Annotated in this window: 26 protein-coding genes and 2 riboswitches; of the genes, 15 read left to right on the plus strand and 11 right to left on the minus strand. The window is 52.7% G+C overall.

The window, feature by feature from the left end; translation table 11 throughout:
• Positions 1-20 precede the first annotated feature (20 nt).
• The 3 genes from J0X12_RS01060 to J0X12_RS01070 all read left to right on the plus strand — a co-directional run bounded on the left by J0X12_RS01060 (position 21) and on the right by J0X12_RS01070 (position 2,284).
• Complete coding sequence (locus J0X12_RS01060) at positions 21-638, plus strand: ribonuclease HII (RefSeq protein WP_207041097.1); 618 nt, start codon at positions 21-23, stop codon at positions 636-638.
• A gap of 107 nt (positions 639-745) precedes the next feature.
• Entirely contained in the window at positions 746-1,831 is a 1,086-nt protein-coding gene (locus J0X12_RS01065; RefSeq protein WP_207041099.1) for a site-specific DNA-methyltransferase, read from the plus strand.
• Positions 1,832-1,867: 36 nt separating this feature from the next.
• Entirely contained in the window at positions 1,868-2,284 is a 417-nt protein-coding gene (locus J0X12_RS01070; protein WP_207042921.1) for an EF-hand domain-containing protein, read from the plus strand.
• Here J0X12_RS01070 and mutY read toward each other — a convergent pair.
• The gene (gene mutY, locus J0X12_RS01075; protein ID WP_207041101.1) at positions 2,268-3,359 is read right to left on the minus strand and encodes an A/G-specific adenine glycosylase; all 1,092 of its coding nucleotides are present in this window, start codon (positions 3,357-3,359) and stop codon (positions 2,268-2,270) included. The two genes, J0X12_RS01070 and mutY, sit on opposite strands and share 17 nt — an antisense overlap.
• Positions 3,360-3,430: 71 nt before the next feature.
• Between mutY and J0X12_RS01080 the strand changes: the two genes are divergently transcribed.
• The 8 genes from J0X12_RS01080 to J0X12_RS01115 all read left to right on the plus strand — a co-directional run bounded on the left by J0X12_RS01080 (position 3,431) and on the right by J0X12_RS01115 (position 10,760).
• Positions 3,431-3,949, plus strand: coding sequence for a DciA family protein (locus J0X12_RS01080; RefSeq protein WP_207041103.1), 519 nt, complete (start codon positions 3,431-3,433; stop codon positions 3,947-3,949).
• A gap of 67 nt (positions 3,950-4,016) precedes the next feature.
• Positions 4,017-4,691 (plus strand): DsbA family protein, encoded by a 675-nt coding sequence (locus tag J0X12_RS01085; RefSeq protein WP_207041105.1) that lies wholly within the window; start codon positions 4,017-4,019, stop codon positions 4,689-4,691.
• Positions 4,692-4,712: 21 nt separating this feature from the next.
• The gene (locus J0X12_RS01090; RefSeq protein ID WP_207041107.1) at positions 4,713-8,171 is read left to right on the plus strand and encodes an AAA family ATPase; all 3,459 of its coding nucleotides are present in this window, start codon (positions 4,713-4,715) and stop codon (positions 8,169-8,171) included.
• Between the two features lie 161 nt (positions 8,172-8,332).
• Positions 8,333-8,650 carry an AtpZ/AtpI family protein gene (locus J0X12_RS01095; RefSeq protein WP_207041109.1) on the plus strand — a complete coding sequence of 106 codons (318 nt, stop codon included), beginning with the start codon at positions 8,333-8,335 and terminating at the stop codon, positions 8,648-8,650.
• A 62-nt stretch (positions 8,651-8,712) separates the two neighbouring features.
• Positions 8,713-9,450, plus strand: coding sequence for a F0F1 ATP synthase subunit A (locus J0X12_RS01100; RefSeq protein WP_207041111.1), 738 nt, complete (start codon positions 8,713-8,715; stop codon positions 9,448-9,450).
• A 52-nt stretch (positions 9,451-9,502) separates the two neighbouring features.
• Positions 9,503-9,727: a F0F1 ATP synthase subunit C gene (locus J0X12_RS01105; protein WP_161313699.1), complete on the plus strand. Its 225-nt coding sequence runs from the start codon at positions 9,503-9,505 to the stop codon at positions 9,725-9,727.
• A 56-nt stretch (positions 9,728-9,783) separates the two neighbouring features.
• Complete coding sequence (locus tag J0X12_RS01110; protein WP_207041113.1) at positions 9,784-10,275, plus strand: F0F1 ATP synthase subunit B family protein; 492 nt, start codon at positions 9,784-9,786, stop codon at positions 10,273-10,275.
• A complete protein-coding gene (locus J0X12_RS01115; protein WP_207041115.1) occupies positions 10,275-10,760 on the plus strand; it encodes a F0F1 ATP synthase subunit B family protein in 486 nt (161 codons plus the stop codon). The genes J0X12_RS01110 and J0X12_RS01115 overlap by 1 nt, the downstream gene beginning before the upstream one ends.
• Positions 10,761-10,897: 137 nt before the next feature.
• On the opposite strand, the gene gcvPB is transcribed toward J0X12_RS01115, so the two are convergent.
• The 6 genes from gcvPB to J0X12_RS17640 form a co-directional block, all read right to left on the minus strand.
• Complete coding sequence (gcvPB, locus tag J0X12_RS01120; RefSeq protein ID WP_207041117.1) at positions 10,898-12,481, minus strand: aminomethyl-transferring glycine dehydrogenase subunit GcvPB; 1,584 nt, start codon at positions 12,479-12,481, stop codon at positions 10,898-10,900.
• Complete coding sequence (gene gcvPA / locus J0X12_RS01125; RefSeq protein ID WP_207041119.1) at positions 12,481-13,824, minus strand: aminomethyl-transferring glycine dehydrogenase subunit GcvPA; 1,344 nt, start codon at positions 13,822-13,824, stop codon at positions 12,481-12,483. Before gcvPA ends, gcvPB begins: the two co-directional genes overlap by 1 nt.
• Complete coding sequence (gene gcvH / locus J0X12_RS01130; RefSeq protein WP_207041121.1) at positions 13,821-14,198, minus strand: glycine cleavage system protein GcvH; 378 nt, start codon at positions 14,196-14,198, stop codon at positions 13,821-13,823. Before gcvH ends, gcvPA begins: the two co-directional genes overlap by 4 nt.
• A 21-nt stretch (positions 14,199-14,219) precedes the next feature.
• Complete coding sequence (gene gcvT / locus J0X12_RS01135) at positions 14,220-15,329, minus strand: glycine cleavage system aminomethyltransferase GcvT (RefSeq protein WP_207041123.1); 1,110 nt, start codon at positions 15,327-15,329, stop codon at positions 14,220-14,222.
• 63 nt (positions 15,330-15,392) lie between these two features.
• Positions 15,393-15,486, minus strand: a riboswitch (glycine riboswitch).
• Between the two features lie 3 nt (positions 15,487-15,489).
• A riboswitch (glycine riboswitch) is annotated at positions 15,490-15,581 on the minus strand.
• 68 nt (positions 15,582-15,649) lie between these two features.
• Positions 15,650-16,216: a hypothetical protein gene (locus J0X12_RS01140; RefSeq protein ID WP_207041125.1), complete on the minus strand. Its 567-nt coding sequence runs from the start codon at positions 16,214-16,216 to the stop codon at positions 15,650-15,652.
• A 20-nt stretch (positions 16,217-16,236) separates the two neighbouring features.
• Positions 16,237-16,476 carry a CDGSH iron-sulfur domain-containing protein gene (locus tag J0X12_RS17640; protein WP_207041127.1) on the minus strand — a complete coding sequence of 80 codons (240 nt, stop codon included), beginning with the start codon at positions 16,474-16,476 and terminating at the stop codon, positions 16,237-16,239.
• A 141-nt stretch (positions 16,477-16,617) separates the two neighbouring features.
• Between J0X12_RS17640 and ispH the strand changes: the two genes are divergently transcribed.
• Positions 16,618-17,577, plus strand: coding sequence for a 4-hydroxy-3-methylbut-2-enyl diphosphate reductase (gene ispH / locus J0X12_RS01150; protein WP_207041129.1), 960 nt, complete (start codon positions 16,618-16,620; stop codon positions 17,575-17,577).
• A 2-nt stretch (positions 17,578-17,579) separates the two neighbouring features.
• Complete coding sequence (gene thrB, locus J0X12_RS01155; protein ID WP_207041131.1) at positions 17,580-18,545, plus strand: homoserine kinase; 966 nt, start codon at positions 17,580-17,582, stop codon at positions 18,543-18,545.
• Between the two features lie 15 nt (positions 18,546-18,560).
• On the opposite strand, the gene J0X12_RS01160 is transcribed toward thrB, so the two are convergent.
• The gene (locus J0X12_RS01160; RefSeq protein WP_207041133.1) at positions 18,561-19,280 is read right to left on the minus strand and encodes a hypothetical protein; all 720 of its coding nucleotides are present in this window, start codon (positions 19,278-19,280) and stop codon (positions 18,561-18,563) included.
• A 188-nt stretch (positions 19,281-19,468) separates the two neighbouring features.
• On the opposite strand from J0X12_RS01160, the gene rnhA reads away from it, so the two are divergent.
• Positions 19,469-19,912, plus strand: a complete 444-nt coding sequence (gene rnhA / locus J0X12_RS01165; RefSeq protein WP_207041135.1) for a ribonuclease HI — start codon at positions 19,469-19,471, stop codon at positions 19,910-19,912.
• 70 nt (positions 19,913-19,982) lie between these two features.
• On the opposite strand, the gene J0X12_RS01170 is transcribed toward rnhA, so the two are convergent.
• Together J0X12_RS01170 and J0X12_RS01175 are read right to left on the minus strand one after the other, a co-directional pair.
• The gene (locus tag J0X12_RS01170; protein ID WP_207041137.1) at positions 19,983-20,462 is read right to left on the minus strand and encodes a peroxiredoxin; all 480 of its coding nucleotides are present in this window, start codon (positions 20,460-20,462) and stop codon (positions 19,983-19,985) included.
• Positions 20,463-20,564: 102 nt separating this feature from the next.
• A complete protein-coding gene (locus J0X12_RS01175; protein ID WP_207041138.1) occupies positions 20,565-21,410 on the minus strand; it encodes a protein-disulfide reductase DsbD domain-containing protein in 846 nt (281 codons plus the stop codon).
• 135 nt (positions 21,411-21,545) lie between these two features.
• Here J0X12_RS01175 and J0X12_RS01180 point away from each other — a divergent pair, with 135 nt between their 5' ends.
• Entirely contained in the window at positions 21,546-22,121 is a 576-nt protein-coding gene (locus J0X12_RS01180) for a YqgE/AlgH family protein (RefSeq protein WP_207041140.1), read from the plus strand.
• Between the two features lie 9 nt (positions 22,122-22,130).
• On the opposite strand, the gene J0X12_RS01185 is transcribed toward J0X12_RS01180, so the two are convergent.
• The gene (locus J0X12_RS01185) at positions 22,131-22,715 is read right to left on the minus strand and encodes a GNAT family N-acetyltransferase (protein WP_237687963.1); all 585 of its coding nucleotides are present in this window, start codon (positions 22,713-22,715) and stop codon (positions 22,131-22,133) included.
• Positions 22,716-22,737 lie beyond the last annotated feature (22 nt).

Raw genomic sequence — 22,737 nt, forward strand, 5'->3', positions numbered from 1 at the left:
GCGCATGCTATTGATGGGGCATGACGCAGCTTCTCCCTCAATGTCCTGACTTGTCTTTGGAAATGCTTGAAACAGGATGTGTGGCGGGCGTCGATGAAGTCGGACGCGGCCCGTTCGCGGGGCCCGTGGTTGCCGCAGCGGTTATTCTGGACCGACGCACAATCCCGGACGGTATTCACGACAGCAAAAAACTCTCAAAAGCGAAGCGTGAGGAGCTTTATAAGGCCATCCTCGCGACCGCGACAGTCGGCGTCGGAGAAGCCAGCGTTCAGGAAATTGACGACCTCAACATCTTGCAGGCGAGCCTGCTGGCCATGCGCCGGGCAGTGAACGCTCTGTCAACACGCCCCGAAGTCGCCCTTGTCGATGGCAATAGAGACCCGGAACTGGGCCTGACAACGCGCCTGATCGTTAAAGGTGACGGTCGTTCTCTCTCCATTGCGGCTGCCTCAATTGTGGCAAAAGTGACACGAGACCGGAAAATGTGCGCCCTGGCAGAGGTCTATCCGCACTACGGATGGGAGAAAAATGCCGGATATGGCACAGCGGAACACCGCAAGGGATTGCGTGAGTTTGGCGTCACACCACAACATAGGCGAAGTTTTGCCCCCATCCGCGCGCTTATGGAGCATGATTAAGCGAAAGTTCAGAATTATTCTCTAACATACTGATTCAACAAAATATATTGACGTAGCGAATCGTCCGAATCAGTATATTCGCAGGTATTAATTACAGAATAATTTGAATGACCCAAAAACAGAAGCTTCCGCTTGACCGGATCTTAAAAGGTGACTGCATCGAATTGATGAACAGTCTGCCTGAGAACTCCGTGGATATGATCTTCGCGGACCCGCCCTACAATATGCAATTGTCTGGTGAGTTGCGTCGCCCTGACGACAGCTTCGTAGATGCTGTCACTGACCACTGGGACCAGTTCGACAGCTTCGAAGCCTATGATACCTTTACACGAGCCTGGCTGGCTGCCGCGAAGCGCGTGTTGAAAGACAACGGTACTCTTTGGGTTATCGGTTCCTATCACAATATTTTCCGCGTTGGCGCCAGCCTGCAGGACCTCGGTTACTGGATTCTGAATGACGTCATCTGGCGGAAAACCAACCCGATGCCGAATTTTCGCGGCACGCGCTTTACCAATGCACATGAAACGCTGATTTGGTGCTCCAAAGGCCCAGAGGCGCGCAACCTTACCTTCAATTATGACGCGCTGAAGGTCATGAATGATGATGTACAGATGCGCTCTGATTGGCATTTACCGATTTGCAGCGGTGGGGAGAGGCTGAAAGTAGAGGGCGAGAAGGCCCATACAACGCAAAAGCCCGAATCCCTGCTCTATCGCATCTTAACGGCGGCGTCGAACCCCGGCGACGTCATTCTGGACCCGTTCTTCGGAACCGGCACCACTGGTGCCGTTGCTCGTAAACTTGGACGCCACTTTATCGGACTTGAGCGGGAGGAGAAGTATATCTCCGTCGCCCTCGAACGGATCCGCAAGGTTCGCCAGCTCCCGGCAGACGATCTTGAGTTCACGCGCAGCAAGCGGCAGGAACCCCGCATTCCTTTTGGCTCGGTCGTCGAGAGAGGATTGTTGTCTGCAGGACAAATCTTGTTTGACTCGCGAAAACGGTATAAAGCAAAAGTACGGGCAGATGGTAGCCTAGTTGCCTCTGACGTAACCGGCTCGATCCATAAGGTCGGAGCTCAACTGCAGGGCGCCAGTAGTTGCAACGGCTGGACCTTCTGGCATTTTGATGCAGAAGGAAAGTCAGTCGCGATAGACGTGCTTCGCCAGCAGGTACGCGCAGAAATGAACTGAGGGGTCTTGCGCCCCTCCTTACTGGAAAGGGATGCAATGAATAGACTTTCTCTCGCGATGATCTTGGCCAGTGCCCTCACTGTCGCGGCCGCTCACCCGGCATTATCCTATGAAGAGTCTCGCTTTCTGGGGATAGACCGAAATGCGGATGGCTCTATTTCGATCGTAGAGACCGAAGCCTATCGTGAGCGTCTGTTCAAGGAGTACGACCTCAATTCCGACGGCAAGGTAGAGTATGAGGAATATGTTCAGGCGGAAGGTCTTCGCTCCGTCACAGCGCCGGCCCATTCGGAAGTTCCTGTTCCTGATGAATATCGGGAAATGGATGCCAATGGGGATACGATTGTCACATTGGACGAAATCAAGGCTGCGGGCGTTTCACGGTTCAATAAGCTCGACAAGAATGCCGACGGTAAAATAACGAAGGAAGAATTCGTCAGCCCTGGCCTTTAACAACGGCGCGCACGACTTTGGTCATCAGGGTCGGTAAAGCGAAGCTGCTAAAATTCTCCGGCTTCACCCACTGCCCACGGGGTATGACCGCTGCATCCAGCGCCCCGATCGTAATAACTACGGGCCGCAGTTCGAGATGGAAATGTGTGAAGGTATGACGCACGAGGGATTTCTCTGTGACGCCGTCCGCCCGCATTTGAAGCTCATCTGAGAAAAATCTTTTCATAGCAGCCTCAACCGCAATCTCCTCCTCTCGCCACTCAGTCGAGGGGAACTCCATCATGCCGCCAAGCAGCCCCTTTTCTTCGCGGCGGCGCAGCAGGACAAAGCCATCGGGTCTTTCCAGCCAGAACACCACGGCACGGCGCGTCGGTTTCACTTTTTTTGGCGCCTTCACCGGAAACCGTTCCATATCGCCGACCCTACGTGCAGCGCAGAATCTGGATACCGGACAAGCTGCACAACTTGGCGTTCGCGGTGTGCAAATCGTTGCCCCGATATCCATCAGCGCCTGCGCGTAATCTCCAGCGCGACTTTTCGGAGTCAACTCTGAGGCAAATGCCGTTATCTCTTTTTTAGCTGCTGGAAGCGGAGTATCGATACGATAGAGTCGGCTGATTATTCTCTCAATATTCCCGTCGACGACAACTTCGGCCCTGTCAAAGGCAATCGCCGAGATCGCAGCAGCCGTATAGGGCCCAACACCCGGAAGTGACAGCAACTCGTCGCGGTCCTTCGGGAATTTCCCGTCAAATTCCCTGGATATGGTGATCGCACATTTATGAAGATTGCGTGCCCGCGCGTAGTATCCAAGGCCGGCCCATGCCGTCAGGATATCATCCAGCGGGGCGTCGGCCATGTCATGGATTGTTGGCCAGAACGTCAGGAATTTATTGAAATAAGGACCGACGGTTACAACAGTCGTCTGTTGTAGCATGATCTCGCTCAACCAGACATGATACGGGTCCGCATGCTCACCGGGCCGACTTCGCCAAGGCAGCTCACGAGCATGCGCATCATACCAATTGAGGATCGCTGCGGAAAAAGACTTTTTTGATGACGTTAGTTGGCTCATATTAACTGCCAGTTATGGCGAAGTTTATATTCTGAGGCAATGTGAAGTTTTCGGGATAGAGAAGGAGCAAGGTGAGACAAGCAAAAGCAAGAGCTGGCCCACGTGCAATTGCCAGCCTGATAGGAAAGTCCTCCAGAGCGGCACTGGTCAAGCGCGGCTTTGCCCAAGCCGATATCCTGACCCATTGGTCCGCCATCGTTGGGCCGAATCTCGCCAATTATTCAAGCCCGGAAAAGCTCAACTATTCACGACAAAGCAATAAGGATGCAACGCTTCGCATCCGGGTCGCTCCCGGGTGGGCCCCGGAATTTCAGCATTTTGAACCCTTGGTGATAGAGCGCATAAACAGTTTTTTCGGTTATAAGGCTGTTTCCCGACTGCAACTGATACAGGCACCGGTAAAGAAGCCGGAAACCAGGAAATCATCTCCCCCGCTCCCACTTACGGAATCCCAGAATAACTGGATTGAAACGATCCTTTCTGATGTCTCCGAGCCGGAATTGAAAAAACGGCTTGAAAGTGTGGCCACCTCGATGCTGAGCGCACGCAACCGGACACAAAAGCGTGATGAGGCAGATGAGGCCGGTTAACTACTGCAAAATATTTAAATCCTAATTATGTTGCGATAGAACGCAGGAATCGTTTGAGGATTGAAGAATGAAAAGTTATACTGGCACCACATATAGTAGGAAAGACGATAAATTGACTATTTCTCGGCGACATTTTGTAGCAGCAGGCAGCACCCTGCCTTTCGCGGCAACCACAGTTGCGGGCGTTTTCGCCCCGCGTGACGCGCAGGCCGCAAAGCCGCAAATTCTTGAAAGCGACCATGTCCTCGGCTTTCCGACAGCGCCTGTGACAATTATTGAATATGCGTCACTTACATGCGGCCATTGCGGCAATTTTCACAAGCACACATTTGGCGGCCTCAAGAAGAATTACATCGACACCGGGAAGGTGAAGTTTGTTTACCGTCATTTTCCGCTTGATCGCTTCGCCTTTATTGCCGCGATTCTTGCGGAATGTGCGGGGGATGACAGCAAATTTTTCGAAATGGTGGATGTCCTTTTTGAGCAGCAGGATAACTGGACGCGCCAGGAGGATCCTGCCCTCGCCCTAATTGAGCTTGGCTCACAGAACGGGGTAGCCCTCGAAGAATTCGTGAATTGCCTGACCAATCAGGAGTTGGTGGATGCGATTGCGTCCGAGAGCCTGATCGGTTCCTCCCAGTTTGGCGTCGATTCAACGCCGACACTCTTTATTCAGGGCGAAAAATACGAACGCAGCAGAACTTTTGAGGCGTTGGACAGCTACCTGAAGACATTAACGTAGATTATCTGGCATGGAGAGGCTGTGAAGTTTTCGCATTTACGACTGTCGGGGTTTAAATCCTTTGTGGAGCCGACGGAACTTCTGATTAAAGACGGCCTCACCGGAATTGTTGGCCCAAATGGCTGCGGCAAATCAAATCTTGTCGAGGCCCTGACCTGGGTAATGGGAGAAACTTCCGCACGAAACCTGCGCGGCGGTGCCATGGATGACGTGATCTTTGCCGGCACGACGTCCCGCCCTCCACGCAACGCGGCGGAAGTCACGCTCGGCCTTGATAACCGGGAACGAACCGCCCCTGCTTCCTATAACGAATCAACGGAACTCGACGTCACCCGCAGGATCCGGCGCGACACCGGATCGGATTACCGTATCAATGGCAAGGTTGCCCGCGCTCGCGACGTACAATTGCTATTTGCCGACTTGGCAACTGGCGCTCACTCCACAGCAATTGTCAGTCAGGGGCGGGTCGGCGCCCTGATCAATGCCAAACCGAAGGAACGCCGTCACTTGCTGGAGGAGGCCGCCGGGATTTCCGGACTGCATTCCCGCCGACATGAAGCCGAACTCCGCCTGAACTCTGCAGAAACAAATCTGGAACGTGTCGATGATGTGATTGAGCAGCTTGAAGTGCAGCTCGGCAATCTGAAACGTCAGGCACGTCAAGCCAACCGGTATCGCAATATATCCGGTCATATTCGCAAGACGGAAGCCATGCTGCTCTTTCGCAAGCATCAGCAGGCACAGGCAAAGGCCGCCGATGCGCGGGAAAAATATGAACAGGCTGTAATGGCAGTTAACGAACTGACCCGACAGGCGGCTTCTGCGGAATCGGCAACTTTACGCGCTAACGAAGCATTGAAACCTCTCCGTGACGCAGAAGCCGCGGCAGCATCTGCGGCTCACCGCCTTACGGTGGCCCGCGAGAACTTGGACGCGGAAGAAGAACGCGCGAAACGGACGAAGCAACAGCTTGAAGACCGTAAGAACCAGATATCGAATGATATGGTCCGCGAAAAGGATCTTGAGAAAGATTCGGCTGACGCGATTACACGTCTTGAAGAGGAAAAAGCGGCGCTGAGGAAGGAAGTTGAGGCATCGGGTCCCCGTGCAAAAGAGATCCTTGCCAAGGTGAATCAAAAGGCGACGGCGCTGCAAGAGTTACAGGCTGCCTTTGACCAGAAAACGGAGACGGTTGCCGCGGAACTGGCCGAGCATAATAGCCTGGTTCAACAAATCGAGACCGCGACAGCACAGCTGGAAAAAATAAAATCACGGCTTGTCGAGCTCGGGAAGGAAAAAGCGGCCCTTCAGGAGAAAATAGAATCAGATGGAGGTACGACGTCTTCCAACTCCCTGCAGGAAAATATCGCGGCGCTGAATGATCTGAACACGGCATGCGATGAGGCCGAGATACTGCGCCAGGCGGCGGACGGAGCCGAGCGGGAAGCTCGGGAAAAAGTTAAGCTCGCAGAGCGTGATGTCACCACACTGGAGACGGAAGAACGCACGCTCGCCCGTCTCCTGGAAAGCACAGGTGATGGGGAGTGGCCTGGTATTATCGAGGAGCTTACGGTCAGCAAGGGCTATGAAATTGCCCTCGGCGCGGCACTCGGCGACGAACTGGAAGCCCCCGCCGACGATGCGGCCTCCGCTTACTGGCAAACCCTCGATGGTGCGGACATTGGACAAGGCTTCAAGGGAAGCGCTGACACACTTGACCGGTTCGTCAAAGGACATCCTGCCCTCAAGGCCCGGCTATCCCAAATTGCCATCATAGATGCCAAGGACGGCCCGAGCCTGCAGAGCGAGCTTAAACCCGGCCAACGGCTTGTTAGCCGCGACGGTGATCTTTGGCGCTGGGACGGCTTTACACGCAAAGCCGGCGCGAAAACAGCCGCCGCTGCCCGCCTTGAACAACGCAATCGACTGGAAGAGATTGCAAAGGAACTTGTGAAGAAGCGCGCCATCCTGAGCAACACCACAAACGACCTAAAGGGTTGCACTGAACTGCTTGGCAACGCCGCTCAGAAGGTGAAAGACCTCCGGCACCGGCAGCGGGAACAGGAACAGAAGCTTTCCAGGCTGCGGGCATCGCATGCGGAGGAGATAAGAGAGAACGCCGCGCGACAATCGCGCCTCACCTCCTTGCAGGAAAATATCACGGAACTCTCCTCAGAACGGGGATCGATCGCAGACAGCCTCGCGGCCAAGCAGCAGTTGCTCGACCGCCTGCCCGACATGGAAGGTAGTCGTGCTGAAGTAGAAACATTGCGGACGGAGCTCCATGAAAAACGGGATGAGCTTGCCGTGCTTCGAAGCGAATCGGACCGACTGGAACGTGAAGCCGCCACCCGCCGTGATCGTCTTGCCACGATTGATAAAGAGATTATGAGCTGGATCGACCGCAACAAAAACATGGCGGCTCATTTCGTGCAGCTGGAAATGCGTTTCAAGGATACGGCTGAAGAACTCGCGGAGATCGAGAACAAGCCTGAAGAAATTGCTGCCAAGCGAAACAACCTGATGGATGAGATCGCCCGTGCCGAAGGGCGGCGCAATGGTGCCCGCGACAAGCTTGCAGAGGCCGAATCAGTCCTTGCGGAATGCGATTCCGCGCTAAAGAAATGCCAGGACGCACTGGCAACCTGCCGAGAGGAGCGGGTGCGCCACCAGTCCGATGTAGAGCATATGACCGAAGTCCTCAAAAGTCTTGCGGAGCAAATTCGTGAGAAGCTGGAATGCACGCCGGACCAGATCAAGGCCGCCGGCGGCATTGAGGAAGGGGAGGAAATTCCACCCGTCGAGGATAGTGAGCGCAAGCTGGAACGGCTGAAGCGGGAGCGTGACAACATGGGTCCCGTCAACCTTCGCGCCGAGATAGAGGCCGAGGAAGTACAGGAACAGCTCACAACACTGATGACGGAACGAGAGGACCTGCTTGCCGCGATCGCCAGGCTCCGTCAGGGCATCTCAGGTCTCAACCGCGAAGGCCGGGAGCGCCTGCTGGCTGCCTTTACCAAAGTTGATGAACACTTCCAACAACTCTTCAAGCAGGTTTTTGGCGGAGGTCAGGCCCATCTCACATTAACGGAATCCGACGATCCGCTCGCCGCCGGCCTGGAGATCATGGCGAGCCCGCCAGGCAAGAAGCTTCAATTGATGTCGTTGCTGTCCGGCGGAGAACAGGCACTAACAGCGGTCGCCCTTCTCTTTGCTGTTTTCTTGACCAATCCCGCCCCCATCTGCGTGCTCGACGAAGTGGATGCGCCGCTTGACGATGTCAATGTGGAGCGCCTTTGCCATCTTTTGGACGGAATCGCTCTAAACTCCGAAACCCGATTTCTGGTAGTGACCCATCATCCGATCACGATGGCCCGCATGGATCGACTGTTCGGTGTTACCATGGCGGAGAGAGGAATATCGCAGCTTGTCTCTGTTGATCTGGAGCAAGCCAAGGAGATTACCGAAAACGCGGCTTAGGGGGTAACTCCGGGCTCTTTTGGGTGGTCACAATAAACATTCATGAATGTGGCGAAAAAGCCGCTTGTTGGGTCTTGACACCCCGTGGGGCAGACCGTATGTTTCCCGCGCTTTCTATGGGGGTTGATGGACCGCACAATGCATTCCATCGGGAGACGCGAATGAGTAAACCTGAACCTCCCTCGAAAGAAGAGTTTAAGGCTCGACTGAAAAAGGCGCAGCAACAGCAGGAAGAAACTTCCTGGAACCGCAGCGACTTGACGGTGGAGAGAAACAGTACGGCCGGCAGGGCATGGCGATTATCCGTTGAGATGGTTGCTGCATTGCTGGTTTGTGGCTGGTTCGGCTGGTTGCTCGACAAGTGGTTGGACACAAAGCCGTGGTTAATGCTGGTATTTTTGATTGTCGGTGCCGTTGTTGGTCTATACAACGTTATTAAAGTCGGCAAGCGCATGAATGACAGCGCGAATGAGGATTAGGTATCCGGCGATCCGTTGGATTTCTGGGAACAAGTTGAAACAGTTAAGACGGGAACAGCATCGTGGCGTCAGAACATAGCCCTCTTGCACAATTCGAGATCAAGCGCTTGGTGGAAATGAACGTTGGAGGTCTCGACGTCTCATTCACTAATGCTTCGCTGTTCATGGTTATCGCGATCGCCGCAATCACCCTTTTCCTGACTTGGAGCATGCGCGGACGGGCCATGGTGCCGGGCCGCATGCAGTCCATGGCGGAAATCAGTTATGAATTCATCGCCAATATGATCAAGGACAACGTGGGGTCGGACGGACGCAAGTATTTCCCGTTCATCTTCACCCTGTTCATGTTTGTGCTGTTCTGCAACCTGCTCGGGATGATCCCTTACACATTCACTGTCACCAGCCAGATCATCGTGACCTTCGCTTTGGCGGCGCTCGTTTTCATTGGCGTGACACTTATCGGCATTTTCAAGCACGGCTTCAAGTTTCTGACGTTTTTCGTGCCAAGCGGTGTGCCTGTCGTATTGTTGGTCATTCTGGTACCGATTGAGATTATTTCTTATTTCGTTCGCCCCATCAGCCTCTCTGTTCGTCTGTTCGCCAACATGCTGGCCGGGCATACGCTGCTGAAAGTGTTTGGCGGATTTGTTGTCAGCCTCGGGATTTATCTCGGGTGGCTGCCCTTAGGGTTTATCGTTGTTCTGACAGGCTTGGAATTCCTGGTCGCTTTCTTGCAGGCCTATGTGTTCGCCATCCTGTCATGCCTCTATCTTAACGATGCGCTTCACCTGCATCATTGAGTATAAGTTAATCTTCAACATTGGTTGTTCTTGATTTAGAAGGAAGAATATTATGGAATTAGAAGCCGCAAAGATGATCGGTGCCGGCCTTGCGACTATCGCACTTGCAGGTGTTGGTGTGGGTATCGGAAATATCTTCGGATCTTACGTTTCTGGCTCTCTGCGCAATCCGGCTGCTGCTCCGAAAGTTTTCGGTAACGTGCTGCTCGGCTTTGCTCTGACAGAAGCTGTTGCGTTGTTCGCGCTGGTTATCGCCTTCCTGATCCTGTTCGGTTAATCATCCTGTCTCAGAATTGAGAATTTGGGTCGATAGGATTGAATTAAGGAGCCGGTATGCCGCAACTTAATATTGCTGACTTTCCGCCGCAGCTTGTATGGCTCGCGATTACATTTGTCGTTCTTTACTTTTTAATGGCAAAGGTCGCGATTCCTGGCATTTCAGACGTCCTGGAAAGCCGGCAGAACCGTATTACTTCGGATCTGGAAGAGGCAAAACGGCTTAGTGAAGATGCAGATAAGGCGAAAGCTGATTATGAAGAGGCTCTCGCCGAAGCCCGCGCCAAGGCTCATGGTATCGTTTCTGAACTGAAGGCTTCGATAGCCAAGGAACAGGACGCGAGCAAGGCGGAGCTTGATGCAAAGCTGGCGAAAAGAGCCCAGGCTGCGGAAACCAGCATTCGTGCAGCCAAGGAAACAGCGCTCAGCCATGTGCGTGAAATCGCGGCGGACACCGCGAAATCGGCAGTGGCCAAGCTTGTTGCCATCGATGTTTCCGACAAAGATGTGGAAGCAGCGGTCGCGTCCAGCATGAAGGGAGACGCCTGATGCTACATGATCCTACCTTTTGGGTCGCTGTTGCCTTTATTGGTTTTCTGGCTGTCCTAGTTTATTTCAAGGTACCGCCACTGATTGCCAAACAGCTCGATATCCGCGCCGATAAAATTCGGGCTGAGCTGGAAGAAGCCAAAAAGCTTCGCGAAGATGCGCAATCACTCTTTGCCGATTATCAGCGTCGGCAGCACGATGCTCTGCAGACAGCAGAAGAGATCGTTGCTAGAGCCAAGGAAGACGCGGAGATTCTTCGCAAAGAAAGCATCAAGGAGCTTGAGGTAACGTTAGCCCGGCGGCAGGAACTTGCCGAAATCAAGATCCGCCAGGCTGAAGAAAAAGCTGTCGCAGAAGTGCAGGGCATTGCAGTTGATGTGGCAATTGCCGCCGCAGCCAAGCTGATGCAGGATGGCCTTCAAGGCGACAGGGCCGACGCCCTCATCGATCAGTCTATTAAGGGTTTGGAAAAGCAGCTTAACTAGAATCTGATCCAGTTTGTTTCGAAAAAGCCCCGAGAATTTCGGGGCTTTTTTTTGCCCCTCCCCTACGCATTATTAAACATCTAAAAAAGCCCCGCCAATAGTTGGCGAGGCTGAGTTTTGCAGCAGTCTAAGGGAGGCTACGATGCTGCAGATAAGGATGCGTCCTCATTATCGGTTGCTTCCGGTGATACCCACCGTAACACCGGATTACGTGCCGCACCGGTCTCATCCAGCCGTCGACGCGGCGCAAAAAGCGGTGCACTGAGGAAATACTCCGTCTCCCCTGCTGTCGCCTTGTCCAGCAAATGCCGCATGGCTCCGATAAACTGATCCAGGGTCTGGCGAGATTCGCTTTCAGTTGGCTCAATCAGCATTGCCCCGTGCACCACCAGCGGGAAATACATTGTCATCGGATGATAGCCCTCATCGATCATCGCTTTCGCAAGATCAAGTGTCGTCACCCCCGTCCCTTTCAATGTGCTGTCATCGAACAAGGCCTCATGCATGCAAATGCCAGAGAAAGGAGAGTTAAGCTTGTCCTGAAGCCCGACCCGAATATAGTTGGCATTCAGGACCGCATCCTCAGCAATCTGGCGAAGTCCATCCGCGCCATGGCTCTGCATATAGGCCAGCGCCCGGATAAACATGCCCATCTGCCCGTGATATCCCTTCATCCGGCCGAAACTTTGAGCGGCCGCTCCGCTCTTCTGCTCGACAAGATCAAATCCGTTTTCACCGTGAGTGACAAAAGGAATTGGCGCAAAAGGCGCCAGCGCGTCAGAAAGCACCACGGGTCCGGCACCAGGCCCCCCGCCCCCGTGTGGGGTGGAGAAAGTCTTGTGCAGATTGATGTGCATGGCATCAACACCAAGGTCGCCGGGACGCACCCGACCGAGAATGGCATTGAGATTGGCACCATCGCAGTAGAAGTAGCCTCCCACTTCATGCACCATATCGGCAATTTTCTTCACGTCCGTCTCGAACAGACCGCAGGTGTTGGGATTCGTTAACATTACGCCCGCGACGTCCGGGCCAAGCTTCTCGGCGAAGGCGTCCATATCCATCCGGCCATCTTTTCTCGCCGGAACTGAGTCCACCTTGTAGCCGCAAAGTGCCGCAGTCGCCGGATTTGTACCATGCGCCGATTCCGGCACCAGAATGCGCGTCCGGCTCTCGCCCTTTGCCTCATGGGCGGCCCGTATCGCCATGACACCACACAGTTCGCCATGTGCGCCCGCAGCAGGCGACATGGCGACCGCCGGCATCCCGGTAATCGTCTTGAGCCAGTGGGCAAGGCTGTTAATTAACTCCAGCGCGCCCTGCACGGTACTTGTCGGCTGCATGGGATGCAGATCGCCAAGTCCGGCAAGTCGGGCGACTTTCTCGTTAATACGCGGATTATGCTTCATGGTGCAGGATCCCAAAGGATAGAATCCTGCGTCGATCGCATAATTCTGGCGGCTAAGCCGGACGAAATGCCGTAAAACCTGAGGTTCCGACAAGTCAGGAAGCCCGATAGGGCCCTTCCGTTCCAGACCGCCAAGTCGGCTCTTTACGGGCTCCGGGTCAGCCATATCGACGCCAACCCTGCCCGGAACACCTTGCTCAAATATGAGCGGTGATTCGAGTTCAAGGCCCTTGTTTCCAGTGAAGGTATCAATCGATACGTCAGGCTCGGATTGTGTAGTCGGCTGAGTCGGGCGTCCTTTATTATTCAGCATTAGAGCACCTCCTTCAGCGCCGCGACAAACTCATCCATATCCGACGTCGTGCAAGTTTCGGTTGCCGCGACAAGAAGTAAATTGGCCATATCCGGATCATCCGGAATGAGGCGGGACACAGGAACACCCCCAAGTATTCCCTTCTCACCAAGCTTTTCAATGGCGGTTGTCGCATTCATTGGCAGACGAATCGTAAACTCGTTGAAAAAGCTCGTATTGAGAAGTTCGACGCCCTCAAGCTCCTCTAGCTTTTCGGCAAGAATGACCGCCTGCGAATGATTGAGAGAGGCCAGCTTCGTTAGACCACTCTCGCCCAGCAGGCTCATATGGATCGTAAAAGCAAGAGAACAGAGGCCAGCATTGGTGCAGATATTACTCGTCGCCTTTTCTCGGCGAATATGCTGCTCACGAGTGGAAAGGGTCAGGACAAACCCCCGTTTGCCATTCTGGTCCACTGTCTGACCACAGAGCCGCCCCGGCATCTGCCGGACAAATTTCTGCCGTGTGGCCAATAGACCGACATAAGGACCGCCAAATGAGAGGGGGACACCGATTGACTGGCCCTCGCCGGCAACGATATCTGCCCCCATCTCGCCCGGGGACTTAACCGCACCAAGGGAGACAACTTCATTCACCACGACAACAAGAAGTGCGCCTGCGTCATGGCATTTATCCGCAAGGGCGGTTAAATCATCAAGACGACCGAAAAAGTCAGGGTTTTGCACAACAACACAGGCAATGTCCGAGTTGATGTAATCGTCGAAACGTTCTTCTACCGTCACAGCCGGAGGAAGGTCGATTGTCTCGAATTCGGTAAATTGCAATGTTGTGTGGGTGACATCCCGGTAATGGGGATGAAGATTGCCGGAAATCACAGCCTTTTTGCGGCGAGTTACTCGGCAGGCCATCAAGACAGCCTCCGCGCAGGATGTTGCACCGTCATACATAGACGCGTTTGCGACTTCCATCCCGGTAATCAACGCCACTTGGGTCTGGAATTCAAAAAGAGCCTGAAGGGTTCCCTGACTGATTTCCGGCTGATATGGGGTGTAGGACGTCAGAAATTCCGACCGCTGAATTATATGATCTGCGACCGACGGGACGTGATGCTGATAAGCTCCGGCCCCGAGAAAGCAGGGCACCGAATAGGGTGAAAGATTCTTCGCAGCCAGTTTCCGGAAATTCTTCTCGACCACCATTTCACTTTCATGCAATGGCAGATCCAGCAGCCCCCCAAGACGGGCCTCTTCTGGAATATCGGTAAACAGGTCGTCAATCGATCCAATACCGATCTTGGCCAGCATTTCTTCCCGCTCGTTGGGGGTATGCGGCATATATCTCATTCGTCGAGGCCTTCTACAAAGGTCTTATACGTCGCCTCATCCATCAGGTCGTCGAGATCTGCGCTGTTGGTCACCCGGATCTTGGCGAACCATCCGCCTTCCATGGCGTCTTCATTGACCATGGTCGGTGCCCCTTCCAGTTCGGTGTTTACATCGATGATTTCACCGCTCACAGGGGAATAGACTTCAGAGGCGGCCTTCACGCTTTCAACGACCGCCAGTTCATCTCCCTTGGCAATTTCATCGCCTACCGTTGGCACCTCGACATAAACAACATCGCCCAGCTGTCCTTGCGCGTAATCGCTGATGCCGATTGTCGCTACGTCGCCTTCAAGCAGCACCCATTCATGATCTTCAGTAAACTTGTAAGACATTCATTACTCTCCAATGAAAAATTATCCTCGATAATAGCGCTGCTCGACGAACGGCATTTTCGCCACAACGGCCGGGCGAGATTTGCCTCTGACAAGCAAATTTATTTTCGTGCCAATCGCCGAAAAATCAAGCGGGACATATCCCATTGCAATGGGAATTCCAAGGCTGGGGGAGAAGCCGCCAGAAGTGATTTCACCAATGGCGTTTCCGGCTTCGTCCGTAATTACCGTATGTTCCCGCGCCGGAGCGCGGCCTTCTGGCAAGATGCCCACGCGCTTCATTGCCGGTTTATTCGATATTTCAGCTTGAATGACATCGGCGCCAGGAAACCCACCTTCTTCGCGGCGTCTTTTGCTAATGGCCCAGATCAAGCCCGCAGAAATCGGTGTCGTCTTTTCGGTCAGGTCGTGACCGTACAGGCATAGCCCCGCCTCAAGGCGAAGCGAATCACGCGCTCCCAGGCCGATCGGCTTCACATCGCTGTCACCCAGCAGCTTTCGACACAGCGCTTCGGCGTTATTATTCGGGATGGAGATTTCAAACCCGTCTTCTCCCGTGTAGCCAGAGCGGGTCACGAAACAGGGAACGCCATCTATGTCAACTTCCCGATAAGTCATAAAGGACATGGTGGCGACTTCGGGCGCAAATCGCGCAAGAACCGCGGCGGCCTTAGGCCCTTGCAGGGCGACCAGGGCTCTGTTGGTCAGTTCTGTAACCTGTGCCTTGCCAGCCAGTCCATCCGTCAACAGGGCAATGTCCTGCGCCTTGCAAGCTGCGTTGACGACGACGAACAGATCTTCGGTACGCTGGGTAACAATTAGATCATCAAGAATACCGCCTTGCTCATTGGTGAGAAAGCTGTAACGCATCTCGCCACTACCAAGTGCCTGGATATCCCCGGGGATCAATGTCTCAATAGCCGCCGCAGGATTATCGCCGGCAATTACCAGTTGCCCCATATGGGAAACATCGAATAACCCGGCAGATTCCCGGGTGTGCAGATGCTCATTAAGAATACCCTCCGGATATTGCACAGGCATATCATAACCCGCGAACGGCACCATTTTGGCGCCGAGCTCGACATGCAAATTGTAAAGGACGGTTTTTTTCGTCGACGAAGTTTCACTCATAGGACAACCCTGGTTGCGGACGTAAAGCCATATACTCCAGCATAACCCTACTGGAACGACCCCCTCTGTCCTGTAACCTGAGAGATTTGACGAATTTGGCAACAGCCAAACCGCTTACCCCTTCGGTGAAATCACCTACGCAATTTGCTTTCCAGAGTTTCATCCCCCTGCGGTCCGTTTGCCTGAGAGTTTCCGGGGTGGTTGCTCCTTCGGCGATGGTTAATTAGCTACCATCTCTCCCGCTGGGATCGACTGAATATCCGCCAGATAATAATGTCGATTTGAGAATAGTCAAACAAGTAATGGTCCGGCGACGGCAATTAGCTCTGCAAGTCCATCTGCTCCCGAGTGAGCTGGAAACCGATAATAATCACATAATCGCCTCCCGTCTTGAGACCCGTCAACGGGATCCGCTGTTCCAGCTCTTCCTGTACCGTGGCGCGGCGGCGACCTTCCTCAACTTCGACCGGGCTATAGAATATTTTCTTCGCAATGATCTCGCCCGTTCTCTCAGCGATGGCAACAAAGAATGGAAATTCCTCGGTCTGACTGGTTGCCGCCGGCCCCTTGGTGGCGCCGATACGCAGGATCAACTCAACGACAACCGCCGTGTCGTCATCCACATATTGGCACTGCCCACTGAAGGGTGCGATAATGCCTTCAAAGCGGACGTCGACAAGATCACGTCCCTCACCTTCACGGAATATGGTGATCGTCTCCGCTCCGGGCAGAACTTCTACCTGCGGGCAGGGAAGAGGCGGCTTCGGACTACCGAAAACACTGAACATATCTGTGTCGATACTGCCGCTGCAGGCGGTAGTCGTCAAAACCGCGCCGAACAGCACACCGGCGCGCAAGTATGTTTTAGTAAAATTGAGCAAAGGCATATTGAACCGACATTTAAAAATTAAAGGGTATTGTGAGTGCCATCGCACAGCGGAGCGCCGCCCGTCTGCTTACACCCGCAAAAATAAAGGTCTCCTGATTTCGATGCCGTATAAATGACAGGTCTGATCTCTGTAATTTTATGGGTTCCATCGCAGAATGGCTGATTTGCGCTTAATCCACACGCGCACCAGGCATATTTTTTCCCTTCCTGGACCGCCACTTTATAGGGAGATTTTTGTGCAACCTTCGCCTTCGTCATTCGAATTTACCTCGCCTAGATATGGCATTACCCGTGAAACTGTTGTATGAGTCCGGCAAATCTAGGATGGACCGGCTGAATTAGCAAGTTTTCACAGGTGACTGGGGACATTCTATCAATCAAACGAGTTTGGAAACGACTATGGATAAATCAAAACGGACTTTGCTATTGGCGGCGCCGCGCGGGTTTTGCGCCGGTGTTGACCGTGCTATCCAAATTGTCGAAAAGGCTCTCGAAAAATATGGCGCCCCGGTTTATGTCCGTCATGAGATTGTCCACAACCGTTTCGTTGTCGAAAATCTCGAGAAGAAAGGGGCCGTCTTCGTTGATGAACTGGCGGATATTCCAAAAGACGTTCCCGTGATTTTTTCAGCACATGGTGTCGCTAAGTCTGTGCCTGCGGAAGCGGAAAGCCGCAAGATGTTCTATATCGATGCTACCTGCCCGCTAGTCAGCAAGGTGCACCGGGAAGCGGAGCGCCATGAACGGGACAATCATGAGATAATCCTGATCGGACATCGCGGCCACCCAGAAGTTATCGGAACTATGGGACAGCTCGCCGAAGGGCAGATCACTCTCGTGGAAACCGCGGAAGAGGCAAGCGCCTTTACCCAAAATCACCCCAATAAAAGCCTTGCGTATCTTACACAGACAACCCTTTCCGTTGACGAAACCGCGGAAATCGTTGGAATACTGAAAAAGCGTTTTCCGTCGATCGAGGGCCCCAAAAAGGAAGATATCTGTTACGCGACAACGAACCGGCAGGCGGCCGTGAAAATTCTTGCTGCACGTTGCGACGGAATGCTGGTCATCGGCGCCCCGAATTCCTCCAACTCAATGCGGCTGGTTGAAGTGGCGGAGAAGTCCGGCTGCGGGAAGGTTGCCCTTGTCCAACGAGCCTCTGACATCCCTTGGGATAGCCTTCAGAACGCGCAAACCATTGGCATTACCGCAGGCGCATCTGCTCCTGAAACACTGGTTGAAGAAGTAGTAGAGGCCTTCTCTCAACGCTTTGACATCACGGTCGAAGAGATTATCACTAATCAGGAGCAGGTGGTTTTCAAAATGCCCAAAATCCTGGAAGCAGAGACCGCAGGATAGGCATGGCCGTATATACAGACATTTCCGAGGAAGAACTCGATGGGCTGCTGGATCAGTATGATCTGGGTCAGGCGCTTTCCTGCAAAGGAATCGCGGAAGGTGTCGAGAACTCCAATTACCTTCTTCACACTGAGGCTGGATACTACATTCTCACTCTTTATGAGAAACGGGTAAGTGAGGAAGACCTGCCCTTTTTTCTTGGCCTGATGGAGCATCTGGAGACGGGTGGCTTTATGTCACCCAGGCCGATTGCTGCGAAAGATGGTGCCAGCCTGAAAAAAGTCGCCGGACGACCTGCCGCGATTATTGAGTTTCTGGACGGTCGCTCTATCAAGCGGGTAACGCCTCAGCATTGTACGCTTCTGGGACAGGCTCTGGCGCGCCTCCATACGATCGGTAGTGATTTCAAAATGACACGGGCCAATACGTTATCCCTGTCAAGCTGGCGACCTCTCTACGAGGCCTGCCTTAAAAGTGACGACAACACCCTGAACACCCAACTTTTTCCGGAAATTGAATCGGAAATCACTTTTCTTGAAAGCCATTGGCCAGCTGATCTGCCAAGCGGGGTTATCCATGCGGATCTGTTCCCGGATAACATATTTTTCCTGAAGGACAAGGTAAGCGGCGTCATTGACTATTATTTCGCCTGCAATGACTATTTCGCTTATGATCTCGCGATCTGCGTGAATGCGTGGTGTTTTGAGAATGACGGCAGCTTCAACATCACGAAAGCGCGCAAGTTGTTAAACGGCTATCGGGATGTTCGCGCCTTTTCAAAGAAGGAGCTCGAGTTTCTACCGCTTCTATGCCGCGGCGCGGCGGTGCGCTTTCTTCTGACCCGGCTTTACGATTGGCTCAACCAGGTTGACGGTGCACTTGTTAGGCCAAAGGACCCGTTAGAATATCTGAAAAAACTGCAGTTTCATCAAGCCGTAAAAAATGTCGCGGCTTACGGTCTCGATTGAGTATAATTTCTGAAACTAGTCGAACAGAGAATCAATTTCTTCCTGTGAGATTTCGTGGCCTTCCGGACGTGGGCCGCTCAATTCAACATCCTCATCATACTGCTGCGCCAGTTCGACGGCGTCCAGCTCTTGAAGCTCTTCTTCGCCGCCTAGTATATCGATCATCTTGCTGATGCGCTCATCGACGAAGCTTAGAGTAGCAACCACCTTGGATATTCTCTGTCCGGTAACATCCTGAAAGTTGCAGGCCTCGTAGATCTTCATAACAGCATTGCTTATGACTTCAATACTTTCAACTTCTTCAGGGGAACCGGCGTGAAGCTGAAGGCTCTCGCTTTTATCTTCAATCGACTCCACCGCTTCGAGAATGGCGTTGGTTGCATTCTCAGTATCTCCGACAACAGCATCAAGCTGATCGGTCACTGAATTGATTTTCTGGCCATTCTTTGACGAGCTCAGCGACGCGATTTCACGACGGGTTTCGAGAATAACATCCGAGAGTTTTTGTAGCTCCTGACGCAGTTTTTCGAGTTCTTGCGTCGCCTTTACCTCCCTATTATCTTCTTTTGGGACGATCATCTCTTCGTCCTGACCCAGCTGAACTTTTATATCTTTGAGGGCATCGATAATTTCATGGTACTGAGAATCCGTCATTCCTCCGCCAGTGGAAACAGGGCCTCTTGAGACACCTGTGGCAAATTGCTTTATTTCTGCGGAGAATAACTTTTTCTGCATCTTCCTAACCCAGACCTGTATTTTTAATTCTTAGAATGGGCAAAGCCCTTGTGCGCAGTAAAGTGTCAGAAATGCGCTAACATTAAGTTAAAAATACATTATTTCCGAAATTTGCCGACACAGGTCATTCATGCTAATAGCCGGACGTATGAAACGGTCGCGTATTTTTATGGTTCAGGAGCTTGTTTATGTCAGAGGATATTGTTGTGATTTACACGGACGGCGCCTGTTCAGGAAACCCGGGACCGGGAGGTTGGGGAGCTCTTCTACAATATAAAGGCAAAACAAAAGAACTTTGCGGCGGAGAAGCTGAGACAACAAACAATCGGATGGAGTTGACCGCCGCTATCGAAGCGATCAATTCGCTTAAGCGCCGTTCTACGGTCGAGTTACATACGGACAGCACCTATGTAAAGGACGGTATTACAAAATGGATGGCTGGATGGAAGAAAAACGGTTGGAAAACGGCCGCCCGAAAACCTGTAAAGAACAAGGATCTTTGGCTTTTGCTCGATGAGGCAATATCACATCACCAGATCAGCTGGAAATGGGTCAAGGGCCATGCAGGTGACCCCGGAAACGAAAAGGCGGACGAACTCGCTAATGATGGGATGAAAAAATTCAAGCGCTGACACGCTCGGATTTCGCCCTGTGGCGATAATGGGGACGGCAGGTAAATGCCCTCCCCATCGAGAAAACTGATCAGAACTGGCCCAGCAAGGTTTCCGCGTCGGATACTTCAAATCCACCCGTTTCTTCCAGGTTCAGTTGCGTGACAACACCATCATCAACGAGCATGGAATAACGCCGGGAACGAACCCCAAGCCCGGCACCGGAAGCATCGAACTCAACGCCAATCGCTTTCGTAAACGCGGCATTCGGATCCGCGACCATTTTAATGCTGCCGGCATTGTGATCTTTGCCCCACGCGGCCATCACGAAAGGGTCATTTACGGAAAGGCAAACGATATCGTTCACGCCTTTTGCCGTCAAATTCGCTGCATTATCCACAAAGCCAGGCAGATGCTTTGCCGAGCAGGTAGGTGTATATGCGCCGGGTACTGCAAACAACGCTACTTTTTTGCCGCTAAAAAGATCCGCCGTCGAAACTTTGCTCGGCCCCTTTTCAGTCATCATCATTAATTCAGCATTTGGAAGTTTGTCACCAACTGATATCGTCATTTCTGTTCCCTATTCTTTAGTAGTCGCGTTATTTCGCCAGAAGATCTTAACATAATGATGCAGGCGAAAATAAAAAGCTCCAATTACATCAACACGGCATTTTTAATCGACGCGAAGATGTTTCTCCCCTGCCATGCCATTATCAAAGATTGTAACGATGATATCCTGGCCCGCCATACGATCAGATTTCGCGGGAAGATGACCGTCAAGTTCAAAGACAGCCTGCGTTCGGTCTCCAGTCAGCGACGAGGAAACCAGATCGAAATAGGCGCCGTCCTTTCCCTCGACAATGATGGAGGGGTCTTCGAATGGCCGTACCGCCGAGACTGTAACGGTGAACCGACGGTCACCTTTACTGTTTGCATCAACTTCCTTCAGGGCGACTCCGTCTGCACCGATTTCGCCCGGTACCCGGCTGGAAAATATCTCAATAATAGACGCCTCTCCGGTAGGTCCGGCATTTCGTGCGTCAAGCGAAAGGGTAAAATCATGTGCATAGGGAATGCAGACATCTTCGCAAATTCCGAGTTGAACACGAAGTTTCAGGTGAAGCGGGTATCCGACTTCCTGCAGCGCAATATCAATGGGAAAGACAACTTCATCGTGATACCCCCAACTTGAAAAGCCATAGGCCTCGAATTGTTCCGGTAACGGCCAGGATATCTTCGCCGATTTTAAATTTTCGGATCCACTCCAGTCCAGTTGTGGGGGAATGCCCGTATCCCCCGGACTGCGCCAATAGGTTTTCCAGCCTGGCGCCAACTTAATCTGGAGCCCGATGCGAAGAGAATCGAGTCCCTTCACCCCATCGACGCTTGAGATCAATCGAAGGCTTGATTGGTCCGTCTTTATCCAGTTAGATGCCGTCTCGGTACTTCGCGATATGCCCGCGTCGAACGCAAATACGGCAAGAAAAGTGCAGAAATACCCAAATCTCAACAATCTCATTCTGAATTAGCTTTCAGTTTTACAATGGATTATTCACCACATATATAAAACAATATTAAGGGTTGGTATGTCACAATCACGTCATGAAGACATTCAACGGCTGGGATTCTTTTTAAGCAGATACATATTTATATTATGACCGCAAATAAAATTGATACAGGCTATTTGAATGGAAAACTCCTGGTTGCGATGCCAAGCATGGGTGATCCTCGTTTTAAGAAAGCCGTCATTCTGCTTTGCGCCCATTCAGAATCGGGCGCTATGGGCATCCTGCTCAATCGCTCCCTCGAAGCCCTGAGCTTCGAGGACTTGCTTGAACAGCTTGAGATTCCGAAAGCGGAGGAAGCTCGTCATATAAAGATCCATTTTGGCGGCCCCGTGGATACCGAGCGAGGTTTTGTTGTCCACTCCACCGACCTTCTTTATGACACCACTCTAGTCATTGGCGATGATATGGCGCTCACGGCGACAATTGATATGCTGAAAACCATTGCCGGTGGTAGCGGACCCGAAAGCAGCTTCCTCGCCCTTGGGTATTCCGGATGGGGACCGGGGCAGCTTGAACAGGAAATCCAGGAAAATGGATGGCTTGTCGTTGACCCGGACACAAATATCGTCTTTGGCTCGGAGCTGGGTACCAAGTGGGAAGTTGCGATTAACAAGCTTGGCGTTGACCCCGCCCTCCTGTCAGGCGATATCGGGCACGCTTGATTTTGAGCGCTATTTTGGTGGAACCGGGTCCGAGTTCAGAATCGCATACAGCAGATGATCATGCCAGACGCCATTGATGCACAAATATTCGCGTGCCAACCCTTCTTTCGTAAAACCAACCTTTTCCAGCAGCCGCGAGCTTGGAATATTTGACGGCAGGCAGGCCGCCTCTACACGGCGCAAGCCAAACTCATCAAACAGGGCTGGTATAAGACCACATAGCGCTTCATACATATAGCCTTGTCGCGCGTGGCGTTGTCCGGTCCAATATCCAAGTGTACCCGTTTGCGCGACACCGCGACGGATATTGCCAAGTGTGATGCCGCCGATTAAGTCGTGATTTTCCTGGTTGAAGATGAAAAATGCCTGCCCCAGGTCATCTTTTACCTCCCGCGCGTATCTTCTAAGTCGTGCCCGAAAATTCGCCTTGGAGAGAGAATCGATTGTCCAGATTGGCTCCCAGGGAACAAGGAAATCGCGGCTATCTGACCGCAATTCCGCCCACGCTTCCCAATCCGATAGTTTCGGCGGCCGCAGCACCAGTCGCTCAGTCACCACCCGGGGTCCGCTTCCCAACAATGACAACTTTTCCAACACGCGACGCAGACCTCCCAAG

This window comes from Sneathiella sedimenti (genome assembly GCF_017313765.1).
GTDB classification, from domain to species: domain Bacteria; phylum Pseudomonadota; class Alphaproteobacteria; order Sneathiellales; family Sneathiellaceae; genus Sneathiella; species Sneathiella sedimenti.

Coding starts and splice junctions, on each gene's coding strand:
- J0X12_RS01115 (WP_207041115.1), top strand. CDS start 10,275: ATGCTACATGATCCTACCTTTTGGGTCGCTGTTGCCTTTATTGGTTTT.
- J0X12_RS01140 (WP_207041125.1), bottom strand. CDS start 16,216: ATGCCTTTGCTCAATTTTACTAAAACATACTTGCGCGCCGGTGTGCTG.
- J0X12_RS01065 (WP_207041099.1), top strand. CDS start 746: ATGACCCAAAAACAGAAGCTTCCGCTTGACCGGATCTTAAAAGGTGAC.
- mutY (WP_207041101.1), bottom strand. CDS start 3,359: ATGAGCCAACTAACGTCATCAAAAAAGTCTTTTTCCGCAGCGATCCTC.
- J0X12_RS01105 (WP_161313699.1), top strand. CDS start 9,503: ATGGAATTAGAAGCCGCAAAGATGATCGGTGCCGGCCTTGCGACTATC.
- gcvH (WP_207041121.1), bottom strand. CDS start 14,198: ATGTCTTACAAGTTTACTGAAGATCATGAATGGGTGCTGCTTGAAGGC.
- J0X12_RS01095 (WP_207041109.1), top strand. CDS start 8,333: ATGAGTAAACCTGAACCTCCCTCGAAAGAAGAGTTTAAGGCTCGACTG.
- rnhA (WP_207041135.1), top strand. CDS start 19,469: ATGTCAGAGGATATTGTTGTGATTTACACGGACGGCGCCTGTTCAGGA.
- J0X12_RS01070 (WP_207042921.1), top strand. CDS start 1,868: ATGAATAGACTTTCTCTCGCGATGATCTTGGCCAGTGCCCTCACTGTC.
- thrB (WP_207041131.1), top strand. CDS start 17,580: ATGGCCGTATATACAGACATTTCCGAGGAAGAACTCGATGGGCTGCTG.
- J0X12_RS01160 (WP_207041133.1), bottom strand. CDS start 19,280: ATGCAGAAAAAGTTATTCTCCGCAGAAATAAAGCAATTTGCCACAGGT.
- gcvT (WP_207041123.1), bottom strand. CDS start 15,329: ATGAGTGAAACTTCGTCGACGAAAAAAACCGTCCTTTACAATTTGCAT.
- gcvPB (WP_207041117.1), bottom strand. CDS start 12,481: ATGCTGAATAATAAAGGACGCCCGACTCAGCCGACTACACAATCCGAG.
- J0X12_RS01170 (WP_207041137.1), bottom strand. CDS start 20,462: ATGACGATATCAGTTGGTGACAAACTTCCAAATGCTGAATTAATGATG.
- ispH (WP_207041129.1), top strand. CDS start 16,618: ATGGATAAATCAAAACGGACTTTGCTATTGGCGGCGCCGCGCGGGTTT.
- J0X12_RS01175 (WP_207041138.1), bottom strand. CDS start 21,410: ATGAGATTGTTGAGATTTGGGTATTTCTGCACTTTTCTTGCCGTATTT.
- gcvPA (WP_207041119.1), bottom strand. CDS start 13,824: ATGAGATATATGCCGCATACCCCCAACGAGCGGGAAGAAATGCTGGCC.
- J0X12_RS01060 (WP_207041097.1), top strand. CDS start 21: ATGACGCAGCTTCTCCCTCAATGTCCTGACTTGTCTTTGGAAATGCTT.
- J0X12_RS01110 (WP_207041113.1), top strand. CDS start 9,784: ATGCCGCAACTTAATATTGCTGACTTTCCGCCGCAGCTTGTATGGCTC.
- J0X12_RS17640 (WP_207041127.1), bottom strand. CDS start 16,476: ATGACGAAGGCGAAGGTTGCACAAAAATCTCCCTATAAAGTGGCGGTC.
- J0X12_RS01180 (WP_207041140.1), top strand. CDS start 21,546: ATGACCGCAAATAAAATTGATACAGGCTATTTGAATGGAAAACTCCTG.
- J0X12_RS01085 (WP_207041105.1), top strand. CDS start 4,017: ATGAAAAGTTATACTGGCACCACATATAGTAGGAAAGACGATAAATTG.